Below are 14,194 nucleotides of genomic sequence, written 5' to 3'. Positions count from 1 at the left end.
CTTATTTCGGGAAATGCTGCGCCGCAACATCACGGCCCCGTCTTCCCGGGCTTGGCCGGGCGGCGAGCGCTACCATGTCCTTGTGAAGGAACGCCGACTGCTCAGGAGACCCAGATGCGAGCCATCGCCGCCGCCGTATTAACTCTCATCTCCAGCGCCGCGCTCGCCGCTCTCAAGCCCGGAGACGCCGCGCCCGACTTCAGTCTGGTGGCCGCGCAGGGCGGCAAGGAGTTCTCCTTCTCGCTGCGGCAGGCGCTCGAGAAGGGTCCGGTCGTGCTGTATTTCTATCCGAAGTCGTTCACGAGCGTCTGCACGCTCGAGGCGCATGAATTTGCCGAAGCCATGCAGCAGTTCGCCGCCATGGGCGCGAGCGTCATCGGCGTGTCGAGCGACAAGATCGCGACGCAGCGCGAATTCTCGGCGACAGAGTGCCGGGACAAATTTCCCGTCGGCGCCGATCCCGACTTCAAGGTGATCAACGCCTATGACGCCGCCTTCAAGGTTCCGGTCGCGGGAGCGATGTTCGCCAACCGCATCTCCTATGTCATCGCGCCCGACGGGAAGATTCTCTCGGCGGTCGAGGATTCCGGCGCAACGAAACATATTGAGAATGCGCTCGCCGTCGTGCGGCGGTGGCGCGACGCGCAGCGGAAGTGAGCTGCGCGCAGGGGCGCGATCGTCCGATTGCACAGGCCAGCCACCCGACGCGCAAAAGCGCCGTCGCGCATCCTGCGGCGGCCGGTCGTTCACCCCCTCTTCGGGCGAATGCGGATGATCACGTCGCAGCCGACGATTTCCATGCCTTCGGGCGGCGCCGGCAGTCGCGTAAATTCGACGGAGCCATCGGCGGCGTCGAACATGCGGCCCGTCGCCTCATCCATGAAGTGATGATGCGGCGACGTGCGGGTGTGGAAATAGGTGCGGGGTCCCTGAACGGCGATCTCGCGCAACAGTCCAGCTCCGGCGAACTGATTGAGCGTGTTATAGACCGTGGAGAGCGACATCGTCAGACCGGCTTCGCGCGCTTCAGCGTGCAAAGCCTCGGCGCTCACATGTCGATCGCCATTGCCGAACAGCAGCCGGCTCAGAGCGAGCCGCTGAACGGTTGGACGCAGACCTGCGCCGCGCAGCCGCGCTTTGATTTCCGAGACCTTCGTCGCGCTCTCCGGGGATTGATCGCGCAGTTTGATCGAACGGTCGAAACTCGTAGTCGAAGGTTGATGAGTCATTCTTGGCGACAGGCGAGCATCACTCGCTCCCTATTCATACATTAAGCTTTTTTCAGTAGAGGGCAGCGCCCGCCCCCTGTCAAACGAAATGGCGGAAGGTGTAATATTTCCAAAGAAGCAGCAAAGGACTGGCTAATGATGGGGCGCCTTGAGCCAATACTCTGTGCAGAAACTGATCGACGTTTCATCCTCAGCGCGTCGGTTCGTGTAGTCGCGGCTCTTTGGATCGCCGGAGGCCGCGCCAAAGCCGACACATTCGAGGCGTTTTTGCAGGGCCTGTGGCCGTCGGCGCAGGCCGCCGGCGTCTCGCGCGAAACCTTCGACGCGGCGATCGCCGGCCTCGCGCCGGACCCGTCGGTCTCGGCGAAGCCGCATGCGCAGTCCGAGTTCACCATCTCGATTCCCGCCTATCTCGCCGGGGCCGTGACGAATGGTCGCGTCGCGCGCGGCCGGGCGGTCGCCGCCGAACTCGCGGGGCCGCTCGGTCGGGCCCAGTCCCGCCACGGCGTCCCCAGCGAGATCGTCGTCGCCATACTGGGCGTCGAAAGCAATTTCGGAACGGCGGCCGGCGGCTCTGACGCGCTGCGCGTCCTGGCGTCGCTGGCGTGGAAGGGCCATCGCGCCGAAACCTTCATTGAGGAATTTGTCGCCGCGCTGGTGATGCTGGAGAAGGGCTATGCGACGCGCGCGCAATTGCGCGGCTCCTGGGCCGGCGCCATGGGCCAACCGCAGTTCATGCCGTCCGCCTATCTCAAATATGCTGAAAGCGACGAGGGCGGCGGCGCCCCGGACATCTGGCGCTCGCGCGGCGACGCCGTGGCCTCCATCGCCAATTTCCTGGCGAAATCCGGATGGGTCGCCGGATTGCCCGCCGTCGTCGAAGTGCGACTGCCCGCAGGGTTCGATTATAGCGCCTTCGATCTCGACTTCGCCCGCTGGCGGCAGCTCGGCGTGACCCGCGCCGACGGCGGCGCGCTCCCCGGCGGCGGCGCCGCCAGCCTTTATCTGCCGGCCGGCGCGAGCGGCCCGGCCTTTCTGATCACCGACAATTTCGAAGTCATCCGCCAGTACAACACCTCCGACGCCTATGCGATGTCGGTCGCGCTGCTCGCCGATCGCATCGCCGGGCGCGAGATCCCGATCGCGCCCTGGCCGAAGGTCGCGCCGCTGCCCACCGCCGACGTCAAGGCGATGCAGCAGCTGTTGACGGAGCGCGGCTTTTATCGCGGCGCGTTCGACGGCAAGCTCGGCCGCGCGAGCCGCAACGCCATCCACGCCTTTCAATTGAGCGAAGGCATACAGCCCGCTGACGGCTTCGCCACAAAGGACGTTCTGGCGCGGCTGCGCGGGCGCTAGGCCGGCGCCATGACATGAATGAATCGGTGGAGCGTTGGCGAGCCGGAAGGCTCGCATGTGCGAACAAGCCGGCGCTGACCAAAGAAGCTTGGCTTCAGACGTCGAGATCGCGGTAGACGGAGACTTCCCTTTCGCGCGCGATCCGCGCCGCATCGCCGGCGCGAACGCCGCGCCAGACGTCGAAGGCCATCACCAGCGTCGTGAACAGTCCGGAAATTTTCCCGACGATGAAGCTGAAGGGAAAGATGAGGCGGTCCGGCGGAAGAATGAATTGCGCGCCAAGAAAGATGAGCGCCGCATTGACGAAATAGGCTGGACGGAACAGCGATTTTTCCTCCCAGGCGCTTTGCGCATAGCTGCGTGAATTCTTCTTCACCGTGCGGTTATAGGCCGGATTGGGAAACATGCCCCAGAAGCGCCGTTTGGACGGAAGCGCATTCGGCCCCGCGAGCAGCGCGCGATAGCTTTGACGCACCGAGGAATGCGCAAGCAGCGCGAGAATGATGTTGGCGATCACGAAGGCGAATTTGAGCTGGAGGAACGAGAACGACAGTTGCGCGGCGAGGTCGACGAAAAACAGATGGGTGAATGCGTTCAGCACGAAGGCGGAGCGATGAAAGCTCGCGCGGTTGATGTCTTGAATCTTCTCGTCGATGAAAGTCGCGCCCGCCTTGGTCTCGGCGAGGTCCTTCAGAGTCAGCCGATCATAGTCGTCGGTCTTGAACCGCTTCGCGATTTCGCCAATCGCTTCGAGCGGCGGTCCGCGCTTGATCTTGAAGGTCGCCTTGTTGAGGAACGTTGAGATACGCGCGAAAATGTCTCGCGCCATGGCGTAACGCGACGTGACCGAACTGAGAAAATCGGGCTCTCCCGCCATCCGCGCACCTAAGCTGATTCTTTCGCCCCCATAGTGTTATAGAGGCAACTGGCGCGGGCGCCGACCCCGACCGCAGGTTGATCCCGTCCGGTCTGTTGCCATATTTAAGCTTATCCCGATCCTCGCGTCTTCGCTTGTCGGAGCCGCCCCATTTTGGTTCCCCGCCATGTTCAGCGCCCGTTCCTGCACCCATTCGATCGCCGAAGCTCCCGTCGCGAAAACTGCGGAACGGCTGCCGGAATGGAATCTCGCCGATCTTTATCCGGGAATCGATTCTCCCCAGGTCGCGTCCGATCTCGCCAAGGCCGCGCAGGAGGTGGCGCAATTCGGCAAGCAGTATCGCGGCCAGCTCGAGTCGCTGGCGAGAGCCCCGGACGCCAGCGTCAAGCTTGGCGAGGCGGTCGCGCGATATGAAGCGCTGCAGGATTTGCTGGGGCGTCTGATGTCCTTCGCCGGCCTGCTCTATAGCGGCGACACGACGGATCCTGCGCGCGCGAAATTCTACGGCGACGTGCAGGAGAAAGTCACCAACGCCTCGGCGCAGCTGCTGTTCTTTCAGCTTGAACTCAATCGAATCGACGACGCGACGCTGATGGCGGCGGCAAGCCAGGAGCCGCTTTCGCGCTGGAAGCCGTGGCTCGAAGACATCCGCAAGGAAAAGCCCTATGAGCTCGAGGACAAGCTCGAAGAGCTGTTCCACGAGAAATACATCTCCGGCGCGGCCGCCTGGAATCGTCTTTTCGACGAGACCATCGCCGGGTTGCGCTTCAAGGTCGGCGGCGAAGAGCTGGCGATCGAGCCCGTGCTCAATCTCATGCAGGATTCGCGCGAAGAGACGCGCCGCGAAGCGGCGCAGGCGATTGGCGCGACGCTGAAAAACAATCTGCGCACCTTTTCGCTGATCACCAATACGTTGGCGAAGGACAAGGAAATCTCCGATCGCTGGCGCGGCTTCCAGGACGTCGCCGATTCGCGCCATCTCTCCAATCGCGTCGAACGCGAGGTCGTCGAGGCGCTCGCGCAAGCGGTCGAGGCCGCGCATCCGCGCCTGTCGCATCGCTATTACAAACTCAAGGCGAAGTGGTTCGGCAAGGACGCGCTCGACTATTGGGATCGCAGCGCGCCGCTGCCGTCGACGCCGGCCAAGCGTTATTCCTGGCCGGAGGCGCGCGAAATCGTGCTCGAGGCTTACGACGGATTCGCGCCGCGGATGGCGGAGATCGCCGGGCGCTTCTTTGAGAAGAACTGGATCGACGCGCCGGTGCGGCCAGGCAAGGCGCCGGGGGCCTTTTCACATCCGACCGTGCCCTCCGCGCATCCCTATGTGCTGCTGAATTTCCAAGGAAAGACGCGCGACGTGATGACGCTCGCGCATGAACTCGGCCATGGCGTGCATCAGGTGCTTGCGGCCCGGCAGGGCGCCCTGATGGCGCCGACGCCGCTGACGCTCGCGGAGACGGCGTCCGTCTTCGGCGAAATGCTCACCTTCCGCGCGCTCATCGCGCAAGCGTCGGACAAGGCGCAAAAGCGGGCGCTGCTCGCCTCCAAGGTGGAGGACATGCTCAACACCGTGGTGCGGCAGATGGCGTTTTACGCCTTCGAGCGAAAGGTGCATAACGCGCGGCGCGAAGGCGAACTGACAGCAGGTCAGATCTGCGACTTATGGATGAGCGTGCAGGCCGAAAGCTTTGGCCCTTCAATCCGCCTGGGCCCCGGCTATGAGACCTTCTGGGCCTATATCCCGCATTTCATCCATTCGCCCTTCTACGTCTACGCCTATGCGTTCGGCGATTGCCTGGTGAATTCGCTCTATGGCGTCTATCAAAAGGCGCATGAAGGATTCGCCGAGCGCTATTTCGCGCTGCTCGAAGCGGGCGGCGCCAAGCCTTACAACGAGCTCCTCAAGCCCTTCGGATTGGACGCGCGGGATCCGGCGTTCTGGAACATCGGCCTCGACATGATCGAAGGCCTGATTGCGGAACTCGAGGCGATGGAGGACGCGTAAGCGACGCGATACGACGCGCGCGCCAAACAAAAACGCCGGCGTTGAGCCGGCGTTTGTCGTTGGAAGAAGCTGTCGTCAGGCGCTTAATTCTGGCCAGCCCGGATCGTGAACTTTTCGCCGTCGCATGCGGCTTCGCCCGCGTAGACGTTGCGGGCGCCCTCGACGGCCTTGCCGGTCCAAACGCAATTCTTCTTGGAATCGGTGCGGTCCACCAATTTCAGCGTGTAAACGCCGCCCGTGAGTTCGCCTTCAAGCTTGTAGGTCAGCACAGAGCCGTTATCGAGCTGCATTTCGCCCTTGCCGGAAACCTTGTCGCCTTCCGTCGCGACAGTCCAGGTGCCCTGGGCGCGCTTGATGCCAGCCTTGTTGGCTTCCGTCACATTCCACTGCCCCGCATAGGCCGATGCGCTAAAGGCGACGGCGGCAAGGGCCGTCGTCAAAGCAAGCTTGATCATTTGTTGTGCTCCCATAAAGTGTTGTGATGAGCAGCATATCGGCCGCAGTCCAACTGGGGCTCGTGAAATGCGGCTATCAAGCCTTTTTGCGTCCGTGCGCTTTGGCGCGCGAACGACGGCGGAACATCGCGTGATATCACGCGAGATGTCAATGAATTTCGCCCTGACTAACGCCAGGCGCTCGATGCAAGGGACGTCACATGTTCGATGAAAAAGCCTGGCGTCGCGTGGACGACTATATCGGCGCGGCGCTGATTTCCAAAGAAGAAGCGCAGGAGGAAACGCTTGCGGCAAATGCGCGCGCCGGCCTTCCCGCGATCGACGTTTCGCCGTCGCAAGGCAAATTGCTGCAGCTGCTCGCCGGCGCGATCGGCGCAAGACGCGTTCTCGAAATCGGGACGCTCGGAGGCTATTCGACGATCTGGCTGGCGCGGGCGGTGGGCGAGGGCGGCAAGGTCGTCACCTTCGAAGTCGACGCGCGACACGCCGAGGTCGCGCGCGCCAACATCGCCCGGGAAGGCATGAGCGCGCGCGTCGATCTGCGCGTCGGCCCCGCGCTCGACATGTTGCCGCTGCTTGAATCGGAGCGGGGGAGACCCTTCGATCTTGCCTTTATCGACGCCGATAAGCCCAGCAACGCCGCCTATTTCGATTATGCGCTGAAGCTGTCGCGTCCGGGCGCGCTGATCATCGTCGACAATGTCGTGCGCCAGGGCGCCGTCGCCGACGCATCCGCCGCGGACGACGCCGCGCTGGGCGCGCGCGCGCTGTTTGACGCCGTCGCGGCGGAAGAGCGGGTCGAAGCGACGGCGGTGCAAACCGTCGGCGCTAAGGGTTGGGACGGGTTCTTGATCGCGCGCGTCAAATAGGACGCGCCGTCAGCCCTCTTCAGACGCTGTCGAACGCCCGCTTGCCGCGCCGCTTGCGGGTCAAAGGCGCGCCGTCGGCGCCGAACAGCGCGGCTTCCACCTGATTGCCGCTGTCGTCATAGCGCCAGGAGATGCGCGCCGCGCCCAGATCCTTGCGGATCGTGGGCTTGCCCTCGGCGTTGAAATAGGCCTCCTCGACCTGATTGCCCTTGGCGTCATAGAAGCGCGCCACCCTGGCTGCGCCCAGGCTTTTGCGCTTCATTGGCCGCCCGTCGGGGTCGAAATAGGTCTCGACGACCTCCACCCGTCCGCGCGTCGGCGCCGGGGCCGCAATGGCTTCAGGCGCGACGCGGATGTCGCCCTCGCTCGCGGCGGTCAGCTTTCCGTTCTGAGAGCAGCGCCGTTCTCCCGAGGCGGCGCTGCGCGCCCGCTTGACGAGGCGCGGCGCCAGATGAGTTTTCTGTTCCATGGTCCCAAATCGCTGCGCGGTCCGATGGCTCGTCGCAACCGCCCGTCTGAGCGGCGCGTGCTCTCTGCGATGCACGCTGACAAACGACGGATACGCTGGTCTGACTCTCCCCGCCTGCCGCATGCCGACATGTCGGGGCGTGACGCCGCATTGCTGCGGCAAGCGTCAGATCAGGACGGGAGGGGCGCGGGAGCCGAGCGGCGGGGTCGACGCCTCCGGAAGACGAGATGTCTCGTCAAAGGCCAGCCCGATCGTCGAATAGGACGCTGCCGGGGGCGTCTCGCCGATGAACGGCGAGGCGGCGGTCGCGCCGCCGAGCGATGCGCAATGCACGACGCAACAGACGTCGCCGTGCCGCGCCGGACGCGCGGGCGTCGCCGGATCTCCGGAAAGCGGTCCGGAAGCCTTGCTGAAGCAGATCGTGTTGGCGAAGAGGCCCGAACTGCGTCCGCTGAACGAAACGCCGACAGCGAGGCCTTGCAAAACAAACAGATAGGCGACGAGCAGCGTGACCGCCGTCGAACCGTACTGCGATGTTTTGACTTCGCTGCGCGCGCTCATAGCCCCTCGAAGCTATTCACTGATCATGTCAAGGTCAATGGCGACGCCGCGCGCCGGCGGCGATTAAAGGTTGGGGCCGCCGATCGCATGGAATCATGTGATCGACAGGAATCGCTCGAAATCAAAATGGTGGAGCAGGCTCGCATCGAAAAAGTCCGCTTTTTCGGAACCTGCTCTCCTCAGGGGCTCCAGGGCCCCCCGGCCTCCGACGCGCGCTCACAGGCCTTTTGCGCCTCGATGGCGTCGAACAGCGCCCGGAGCGCTTCCCTGACGCCGGCGCCGCTCGCCGATGACAGGAGCAGGGGCGCCGGAGGGCGCTCGCGCGTCTCAGGCCCGGCGGCGGCGATCGCCCGCTTCAACCGCTCCCGCTGCTTCTTGAGATGCTCCGCGTCGACCGCGTCGATCTTTGAAAGCGCGACGATTTCCGGTTTCTCGGCGAGACCGGCGCCATAGGCGGCGAGTTCGCCGCGGACGATCTTGTAATCTTTGCCGGCATGTTCGCCGGTCGCGTCGATGAGATGCAGGAGCGCCCGGCAGCGCTCGACATGGCCGAGAAAGCGGTCGCCGAGGCCGTGGCCCTCATGCGCGCCTTCGATCAGCCCGGGGATATCCGCGAGCACGAACTCCCTGTCGTCGCTGCGCACGACGCCGAGGCCGGGATGCAGCGTCGTGAAGGGATAGTCGGCGATCTTGGGCTTCGCCGCGGTCACCGTCGCCAGAAACGTCGACTTGCCGGCGTTGGGCAGGCCGATCAGCCCGGCGTCGGCGATGAGTTTCAGCCGCAGGATGATGGTGCGCTCCTGGCCCTCGCGGCCCGGATTGGCGCGCCGCGGCGCCCGGTTGGTCGAGGTGGTGAAATGCGCGTTGCCGAAGCCGCCATTGCCGCCTTTGCAGATGACGACGCGCTGCCCGACCTCGGTCATGTCGGCGATGAGGGTTTCTCCATCCTCCTCAAAGATTTGCGTTCCCACCGGCACTTTCAGCACGGCGTCGGCGCCGCGCCCGCCGGCGCGGTTCTTGCCCATGCCATGGCCGCCGGTCTTGGCCTTGAAGTGCTGCTGGTAGCGATAATCGATCAGCGTGTTCAGCCCGGCGACGCATTCGGCGACGACGTCGCCGCCGCGTCCGCCGTCGCCGCCGTCCGGCCCGCCGAATTCGATGAATTTCTCGCGCCGGAAGGAGACGGATCCCGCGCCGCCGTCGCCGGAGCGGACAAAAACGCGGGCCTGGTCGAGGAATTTCATCTGCCGCTCACGGTGAAAAGAATCGCGGCCGGCGGGCGCCGAACAGCGTATGCGCTTCGCCGCGCTTCAACTCGAAAAGCTCGACTTCCATGTCGCCGCCGCGCGCGGGCGCCGGCCGCATGCCGCGGCCCGTGCGGTGAAATCCGAGCTTCTCATGCACATGCAACGACGAGCGATTGTCCGGCCGCGCGGCCGAGACGATCCGATCCAGCGAGGTGATTCCGAAGGCGAGGTCGATGAGCGCCCTGGCCGCCTCGGTCGTATAGCCTTGGCCCCAATAGGGCTTGCCGAGCCAGAATCCGAACGTCGCCGCGCCCCGGCGGTCCGCGCCATGCAGGCTCACAAGCCCGATCGGCTCGTTGGGCCGGTTTTTCGGGGTGATGACGAGATGAAGCCCGCCGCCGGCGCCGTTCTCCGCGCGCGCCGAGGCGATGAACGCGTCGGCGTCGTGCGGCGCATAAGGGTGCGGAATGCTGGCGGTCATCAGCGCGACGTCGGGATCGCCGACGTGCTGGCGAATCTCGTCGGCGTCGGCCGCGCGCGGCCAGCGCAGCCACAGTCTTTCAGTCTCCAGCCGAAAAACGTCGTCGCGGGTAATTTCGGGAAACATTGATTGCTCCAAGCGACATCGGAAATATTGGCCCAAGAGCCTGAAAGGAGAGCGCTCCCCACTGGCCCTTCACGGCGCTTCCGGACATCTCGCCTGAAACGTTCCCGCCTGAATTCGCGAGAGTGGTAGTCGAGACGACTGACCGCCGGAAGGCCGGCGGCGGGTCGTCCCCTACCGCCTTACTCGGCTGCTGCGGCGGGCGCCGGCGCGACCGATACGCTGGCGCGTCCGCCGCTGGACTTGAATTCGACGACTCCGTCGACGAGCGCGAAAAGCGTGTGGTCCTTGCCCATGCCGACATTGCGGCCGGGACGCCACTTCGTGCCGCGTTGGCGCACGATAATATTGCCGCCGATGACGGATTCCCCGCCGAATTTCTTGACGCCGAGGCGCCGGCCGTCCGAATCGCGGCCGTTGCGCGACGAGCCGCCTGCCTTTTTGTGCGCCATGGTCTTGCTCCGATCTTCCTATTGCGGCGACTGGGGCCGCTTTATTCTGCGTGTCGCGAGAGGGCGGTTCAGCCCTCGATCGCGGTGATTCTCACCAGCGTCAGGTCCTGGCGATGACCGCGCTTGCGCTTGGAATTCTGCCGGCGGCGCTTCTTGAAGGCGATCGACTTGGGGCTGCGGGTCTGCTCGGCGATCTCGCCGGAGACTTTCGCGCCGGCGACCGTCGGGGCGCCGACCTTGGGGCTGTCGCCGCCCAGCATGAGCACTTCGTCGAAGGTGACGGCGTCGCCCGGCGCGCCGTCGAGCGCCATGACGGTGATCACGTCCCCCGCGGCGACGCTATATTGCTTGCCGCCGGTTTTGATGACTGCGAACATCTTTTTGTCCTGTGTTCGTCCCGACGCTGGCGTTTTCCGCCGGCCGGCTTCTTGGCAGTTAGTGGCTTCGCCTCGAACTTGCGCAAAGGCGCGCAAACGAAAAGCGCGGCGAAACCGCCGCGCCGAAGCGACGTTCATCTACCCGCTAAGGCCGGCGACTGTCAATATGTGGGGCGGACGGGGTGGTGGGCTCCGAATCCAGGTTAATGACGCGTCATCTCACCGCGTCATGGCCGCGCTTGTCGCGGCCATCCACGCGGGCGACACGAGGCAAATCTCGGAATATGAGCCGCACTTGTCGTCTCCGCGCGAAGCGTTTCGCGGTTGCCCGGCGTGGATGCCCGGCACAAGGCCGGGCATGACGGCGGAAAGCGAGCTGAAATTAACCCGAGTTCGAAGCCCTGGCGGATGGGGCGGTGGTCGGTTTGAAATTTTCGCTTTGGGCAAAAACAGAACTTTTGCTGGCAGGGGGATGGCTCTGTCACCTTTCCCGCTCCGGCCATGCGTTCGCTTTCAGGAACATGGGGAAAAAGCTTCGTTGGATACGCAGCTTCAACACGTCGTGGATGCCTATGGTGCTTGCCTTACGGCGCTCCCCGCCTCCAGGCGCAACCACCTGAATGTCTGAACTGTCGATGATCGCGGCGTGGATGTCATCGGCATGGGCGGGCGTGACATTGTAGATGCTTTCATAGAAGTCTCCGACTCCCATGACATCCCCCGACTCTGATATGAGCCGGGGGATATCCTCTGCCAATTGGCTCTTAGCCGCGTTCCTTCCCTGCTCATCGAATAGATAAAGCATCCCATCATCGTGAGTAGGATCGTAGGCAAGCATGTTCAGGCCGGATCGGCCGAAGTGCGCCTGATAGCTGCTATTCTGGTGAAGAATATTGTTGTAGACCTGCCGCGCTCGATACGAGTTCGCGAAGTGAATAAGCCAATACCGCCAGCCGTCCGGGTTATTGATTGAGAAAGGGCTGACGAAGGGCGCACATACCCTGAAGGCCTCGAATACCAATCTCTCTGCCGCTCCCAGCCAAGCCTTGTTGTTCATAGTACTTTCGAGTGCCTGCAGGTCAGCGTTCTCCAGTCCGACATTGCTCAGTTGAGACGCCAAAAGGACCGGTTCCGACTTGCGCAGGAACGAAACGAGTGCCTCGATCGCGAACGTGTAAAAGATTTCCGCGGAGGGATAGGACCGCATGGCGTCGAGTAAGGTTTTTCGGTCAACGTGGCTATGCCCGCATTGGTCCAGATTGAAGAGGACGTTTCGATAGCGTCCCTGCTGGAGCATCCATTTGATTTTTGGGTAGGCTAATTCGAAAGCCTCGTTCAGATACTCGACGCGCAGATGGAGTTTCGGCACTTTCTGACTGATCTCGGCCTGCAAAGGGGCAACGTGGGTTTTCAGAAGCTCAACAGCCTCGCGCTTCTCGTCGTTGAGGAGTAGGAGGCATTCGATCTCGATCGCAGTTAGCTGCTGGGCGGCACGTCGAAGGTTCACGGCCTCGACGGCGTGCCTTAACTCTTCGATGAAAATGATTGGCGAGCCCGCCGCGCCGTCGCGATAGCGGCCTCCCCCGGCAAAGCCTTCGACAACCGCCACGCGGCAACGCTCCTGCTGCGGGAGCTGGCAACGAACGGCGAGATAGTTGAAGAAGTATTCGCGCAGGATCTTGTGCTTACGGCGCGAGTGATCTTCGAGGGTCGCGCCTTCTGACCATTGATACGGCTTCTCGACCAATCAAACGTTCTCGCTTGCGTGAACGGGAACCTGTCAGGCAGATGACGCAGGCATCTGGTCCCAGGTTCGCCCCCGATACTCGCGGCCGTTGGCCTTCTTTGACCGCCGCTTATTGTCCTTGCCCCAGGTGCCCCATTGCTTGAAGAAAAAGGCAGTGCGGGCATGGACGCACTGATGATAGATTTCGTCAATCCACTCCTCTCGGATGGGACGCGCCGCCTTTCCGCTTTCACCTCCGACAATAGCCCAATGGATGTTCGTAAGATCGACGTAGCCGACAGGACCAATGAGGGGTTCGAATGAAATAAAACGAACTCGGGCAGGCGCCGCGCACAAATGGCCGATGCGTTCGACAACCCGAGCATCCTCGACGCTCGTTCCGAGCCATACATTAGGAAGTATATCTCCGATCTTTTCGGTAACGAAAGTAGCCATCCGCTCCGGGCGCTTGGTCAATATTTGATAGTTGTGATGCGGCGTTTCACGCATCACTTTCCAGGCACCCGCGATGAATGCATCGCTAACCCTCTCGTGGAAAAGATCGCTCATCGAATTCACAAAAATCTTGCGAGGTTTTCTCCAGCGACGGGGAATTTCCAGCGCCTCGCGATCTTCGCGCACAACGCCATTCCAAACGATCCGCCGGTCACTGCGACGGATAAGCCCGGCATATTTCTCGATGCCCATCGCTTCCAGTCGCCTCGCCATCTCCATCGCGTAACAATGCGTGCAGCCTGGGGAAATGATCGAGCACCCGGCGACCGGATTCCAAGTCGCATCGGTCCATTCAATTTGTGTCTCTGCCATTCCAAGGCTGTCCGCAAGCAAGTTTCCGTTGGAGGTTGTGACACTAGCACATTCTCGGCGCAGGTCGTCTTTGGGTCAAATCAAGCCATTCATCCGCCGCTCGGCGGGGAGAGGCTGGAGTTCGCACCCTTCACGAAAAATGACGCAGCAGCGACAGGCCGGCGAGGAGGCCGGCGACCGCAAGGCCGACCGAAGCCACGACATAAAAGGTCGCCATCGCCAGTTCGCCGCGTTCGTACAGCAACACCGTGTCGAGTGAGAACGCCGAAAAGGTGGTGAAGCCGCCAAGGATCCCGGTCGTGAGGAACAGGCGCCAGTTCTGCGACGCCTCGCCCTGGAAGGCGAAATAGCCGACGATCACGCCCATCAGGAACGAGCCGAGCACGTTCACCGCCAGCGTCCCGAACGGAAAGCCGACGCCGATCAGTCGGGCAAGAAGAAGATTGACCCCGTGGCGCGCGGCCGCGGCCAGTCCCCCGCCAGCAAATACGATGAAGAAGCCCATGACGTCGTCCTTTCCAAGAGCGGACGACAAACATGCTGCGGCAGGCGGCGTTTAAGGCGCGCTCCTCCCGCAGGACGCGCGTCCTTGCGGCAGGAGCCATCAGCCTCATCAGGCGGTTACCGGGAGCCCCATCCCGTAGGGAAGCCAGCATAGTCGCGCCGGCGCGAACGATCAACCGGCCGCCGGTCATCGCTCGACGGGAACGCTTACGCGGCAGACGCGTTATCCCGCCGTTGCGAAAGCATTTTTTGGAGAATTGCGATGAATTTACGCCTTGGCCTGCGCCTTTGCGCGCTCCTCGCGTCGACGCTCTTTCTATTCTTCATCGCGACGTCATCGCCGGCGATCGCGGCCGGCGGGGTGGGCGCGCAGTGCGGCGGCGTCGCCGGCCTTCCCTGCGCCCGCGGCCTCTGGTGCGAGATGCGCCAAGGCTCCTGCCGCGTCGCCGACGCTCTCGGCCGTTGCGCGCGCAAGCCCGCCTTCTGTCGCCGGAACTTAAGTCCGGTTTGCGGGTGCGACGGGCGCACCTACCCCAACGATTGCGCGCGCCGCGCCGCGGGCGTCAGCAAAAACCACAATGGCCGCTGCAGGCGCCGCCCCTGACCGCGCGTTCAGCCGCGGTTCGCCCACGTCT

General features: G+C 63.3%; 17 protein-coding genes and 1 riboswitch. Of the genes, 5 read left to right on the top strand and 12 right to left on the bottom strand.

Going from position 1 to position 14,194, the window contains the following annotated elements:
• The first annotated feature begins 114 nt into the window (after positions 1 to 114).
• Positions 115 to 657: a peroxiredoxin gene (locus BN69_RS04855; RefSeq protein ID WP_014890444.1), complete on the top strand. Its 543-nt coding sequence runs from the start codon at positions 115 to 117 to the stop codon at positions 655 to 657.
• An 89-nt stretch (positions 658 to 746) separates the two neighbouring features.
• Here BN69_RS04855 and irrA read toward each other — a convergent pair whose 3' ends face one another.
• Positions 747 to 1,229, bottom strand: coding sequence for an iron response transcriptional regulator IrrA (gene irrA, locus BN69_RS04850; RefSeq protein ID WP_014890443.1), 483 nt, complete (start codon positions 1,227 to 1,229; stop codon positions 747 to 749).
• 138 nt (positions 1,230 to 1,367) lie between these two features.
• Between irrA and BN69_RS04845 the strand changes: the two genes are divergently transcribed.
• Positions 1,368 to 2,585, top strand: coding sequence for a lytic murein transglycosylase (locus tag BN69_RS04845; protein ID WP_014890442.1), 1,218 nt, complete (start codon positions 1,368 to 1,370; stop codon positions 2,583 to 2,585).
• A 94-nt stretch (positions 2,586 to 2,679) separates the two neighbouring features.
• Here BN69_RS04845 and BN69_RS04840 read toward each other — a convergent pair whose 3' ends face one another.
• A complete protein-coding gene (locus BN69_RS04840) occupies positions 2,680 to 3,462 on the bottom strand; it encodes a hypothetical protein (RefSeq protein ID WP_014890441.1) in 783 nt (260 codons plus the stop codon).
• Positions 3,463 to 3,628: 166 nt separating this feature from the next.
• On the opposite strand from BN69_RS04840, the gene BN69_RS04835 reads away from it, so the two are divergent.
• On the top strand, positions 3,629 to 5,467 hold the full coding sequence (locus BN69_RS04835; protein ID WP_014890440.1) for a M3 family oligoendopeptidase: 1,839 nt from the start codon (positions 3,629 to 3,631) through the stop codon (positions 5,465 to 5,467).
• 83 nt (positions 5,468 to 5,550) lie between these two features.
• Here the strand turns inward: BN69_RS04835 and BN69_RS04830 are convergent, their stop codons facing one another.
• Positions 5,551 to 5,922, bottom strand: coding sequence for a hypothetical protein (locus BN69_RS04830; protein ID WP_014890439.1), 372 nt, complete (start codon positions 5,920 to 5,922; stop codon positions 5,551 to 5,553).
• Between the two features lie 200 nt (positions 5,923 to 6,122).
• Between BN69_RS04830 and BN69_RS04825 the strand changes: the two genes are divergently transcribed.
• Complete coding sequence (locus tag BN69_RS04825) at positions 6,123 to 6,791, top strand: O-methyltransferase (RefSeq protein WP_014890438.1); 669 nt, start codon at positions 6,123 to 6,125, stop codon at positions 6,789 to 6,791.
• Positions 6,792 to 6,810: 19 nt separating this feature from the next.
• Here the strand turns inward: BN69_RS04825 and BN69_RS04820 are convergent, their stop codons facing one another.
• The 9 genes from BN69_RS04820 to crcB form a co-directional block, all read right to left on the bottom strand.
• Complete coding sequence (locus BN69_RS04820; protein WP_014890437.1) at positions 6,811 to 7,260, bottom strand: hypothetical protein; 450 nt, start codon at positions 7,258 to 7,260, stop codon at positions 6,811 to 6,813.
• A 165-nt stretch (positions 7,261 to 7,425) separates the two neighbouring features.
• Entirely contained in the window at positions 7,426 to 7,821 is a 396-nt protein-coding gene (locus BN69_RS04815) for a DUF2946 family protein (RefSeq protein ID WP_014890436.1), read from the bottom strand.
• 179 nt (positions 7,822 to 8,000) lie between these two features.
• Positions 8,001 to 9,065 (bottom strand): GTPase ObgE, encoded by a 1,065-nt coding sequence (gene obgE, locus BN69_RS04810; protein ID WP_014890435.1) that lies wholly within the window; start codon positions 9,063 to 9,065, stop codon positions 8,001 to 8,003.
• A 7-nt stretch (positions 9,066 to 9,072) separates the two neighbouring features.
• Positions 9,073 to 9,675 (bottom strand): GNAT family N-acetyltransferase, encoded by a 603-nt coding sequence (locus BN69_RS04805; protein ID WP_014890434.1) that lies wholly within the window; start codon positions 9,673 to 9,675, stop codon positions 9,073 to 9,075.
• A 179-nt stretch (positions 9,676 to 9,854) separates the two neighbouring features.
• Positions 9,855 to 10,124, bottom strand: a complete 270-nt coding sequence (gene rpmA, locus BN69_RS04800; protein ID WP_014890433.1) for a 50S ribosomal protein L27 — start codon at positions 10,122 to 10,124, stop codon at positions 9,855 to 9,857.
• Positions 10,125 to 10,192: 68 nt separating this feature from the next.
• Positions 10,193 to 10,501 (bottom strand): 50S ribosomal protein L21, encoded by a 309-nt coding sequence (rplU, locus tag BN69_RS04795; protein ID WP_041927156.1) that lies wholly within the window; start codon positions 10,499 to 10,501, stop codon positions 10,193 to 10,195.
• 481 nt (positions 10,502 to 10,982) lie between these two features.
• On the bottom strand, positions 10,983 to 12,248 hold the full coding sequence (locus BN69_RS04790; protein WP_014890431.1) for a three-Cys-motif partner protein TcmP: 1,266 nt from the start codon (positions 12,246 to 12,248) through the stop codon (positions 10,983 to 10,985).
• Positions 12,249 to 12,281: 33 nt separating this feature from the next.
• The gene (locus BN69_RS04785) at positions 12,282 to 13,055 is read right to left on the bottom strand and encodes a phage Gp37/Gp68 family protein (protein WP_014890430.1); all 774 of its coding nucleotides are present in this window, start codon (positions 13,053 to 13,055) and stop codon (positions 12,282 to 12,284) included.
• Between the two features lie 130 nt (positions 13,056 to 13,185).
• Positions 13,186 to 13,560, bottom strand: a complete 375-nt coding sequence (crcB, locus tag BN69_RS04780) for a fluoride efflux transporter CrcB (protein WP_014890429.1) — start codon at positions 13,558 to 13,560, stop codon at positions 13,186 to 13,188.
• Between the two features lie 83 nt (positions 13,561 to 13,643).
• Positions 13,644 to 13,705: riboswitch (Fluoride riboswitch) on the bottom strand.
• A gap of 116 nt (positions 13,706 to 13,821) precedes the next feature.
• On the opposite strand from crcB, the gene BN69_RS04775 reads away from it, so the two are divergent.
• Positions 13,822 to 14,163 (top strand): Kazal-type serine protease inhibitor family protein, encoded by a 342-nt coding sequence (locus BN69_RS04775; protein WP_014890428.1) that lies wholly within the window; start codon positions 13,822 to 13,824, stop codon positions 14,161 to 14,163.
• The last annotated feature ends 31 nt before the right edge of the window (positions 14,164 to 14,194 follow it).

It is taken from the genome of Methylocystis sp. SC2 (assembly GCF_000304315.1).
Taxonomy (GTDB): Bacteria; Pseudomonadota; Alphaproteobacteria; order Rhizobiales; family Beijerinckiaceae; genus Methylocystis.
The sequence above is the reverse complement of the archived record's forward strand: the minus strand, read 5'-3'. Positions and strand labels throughout refer to the sequence as shown.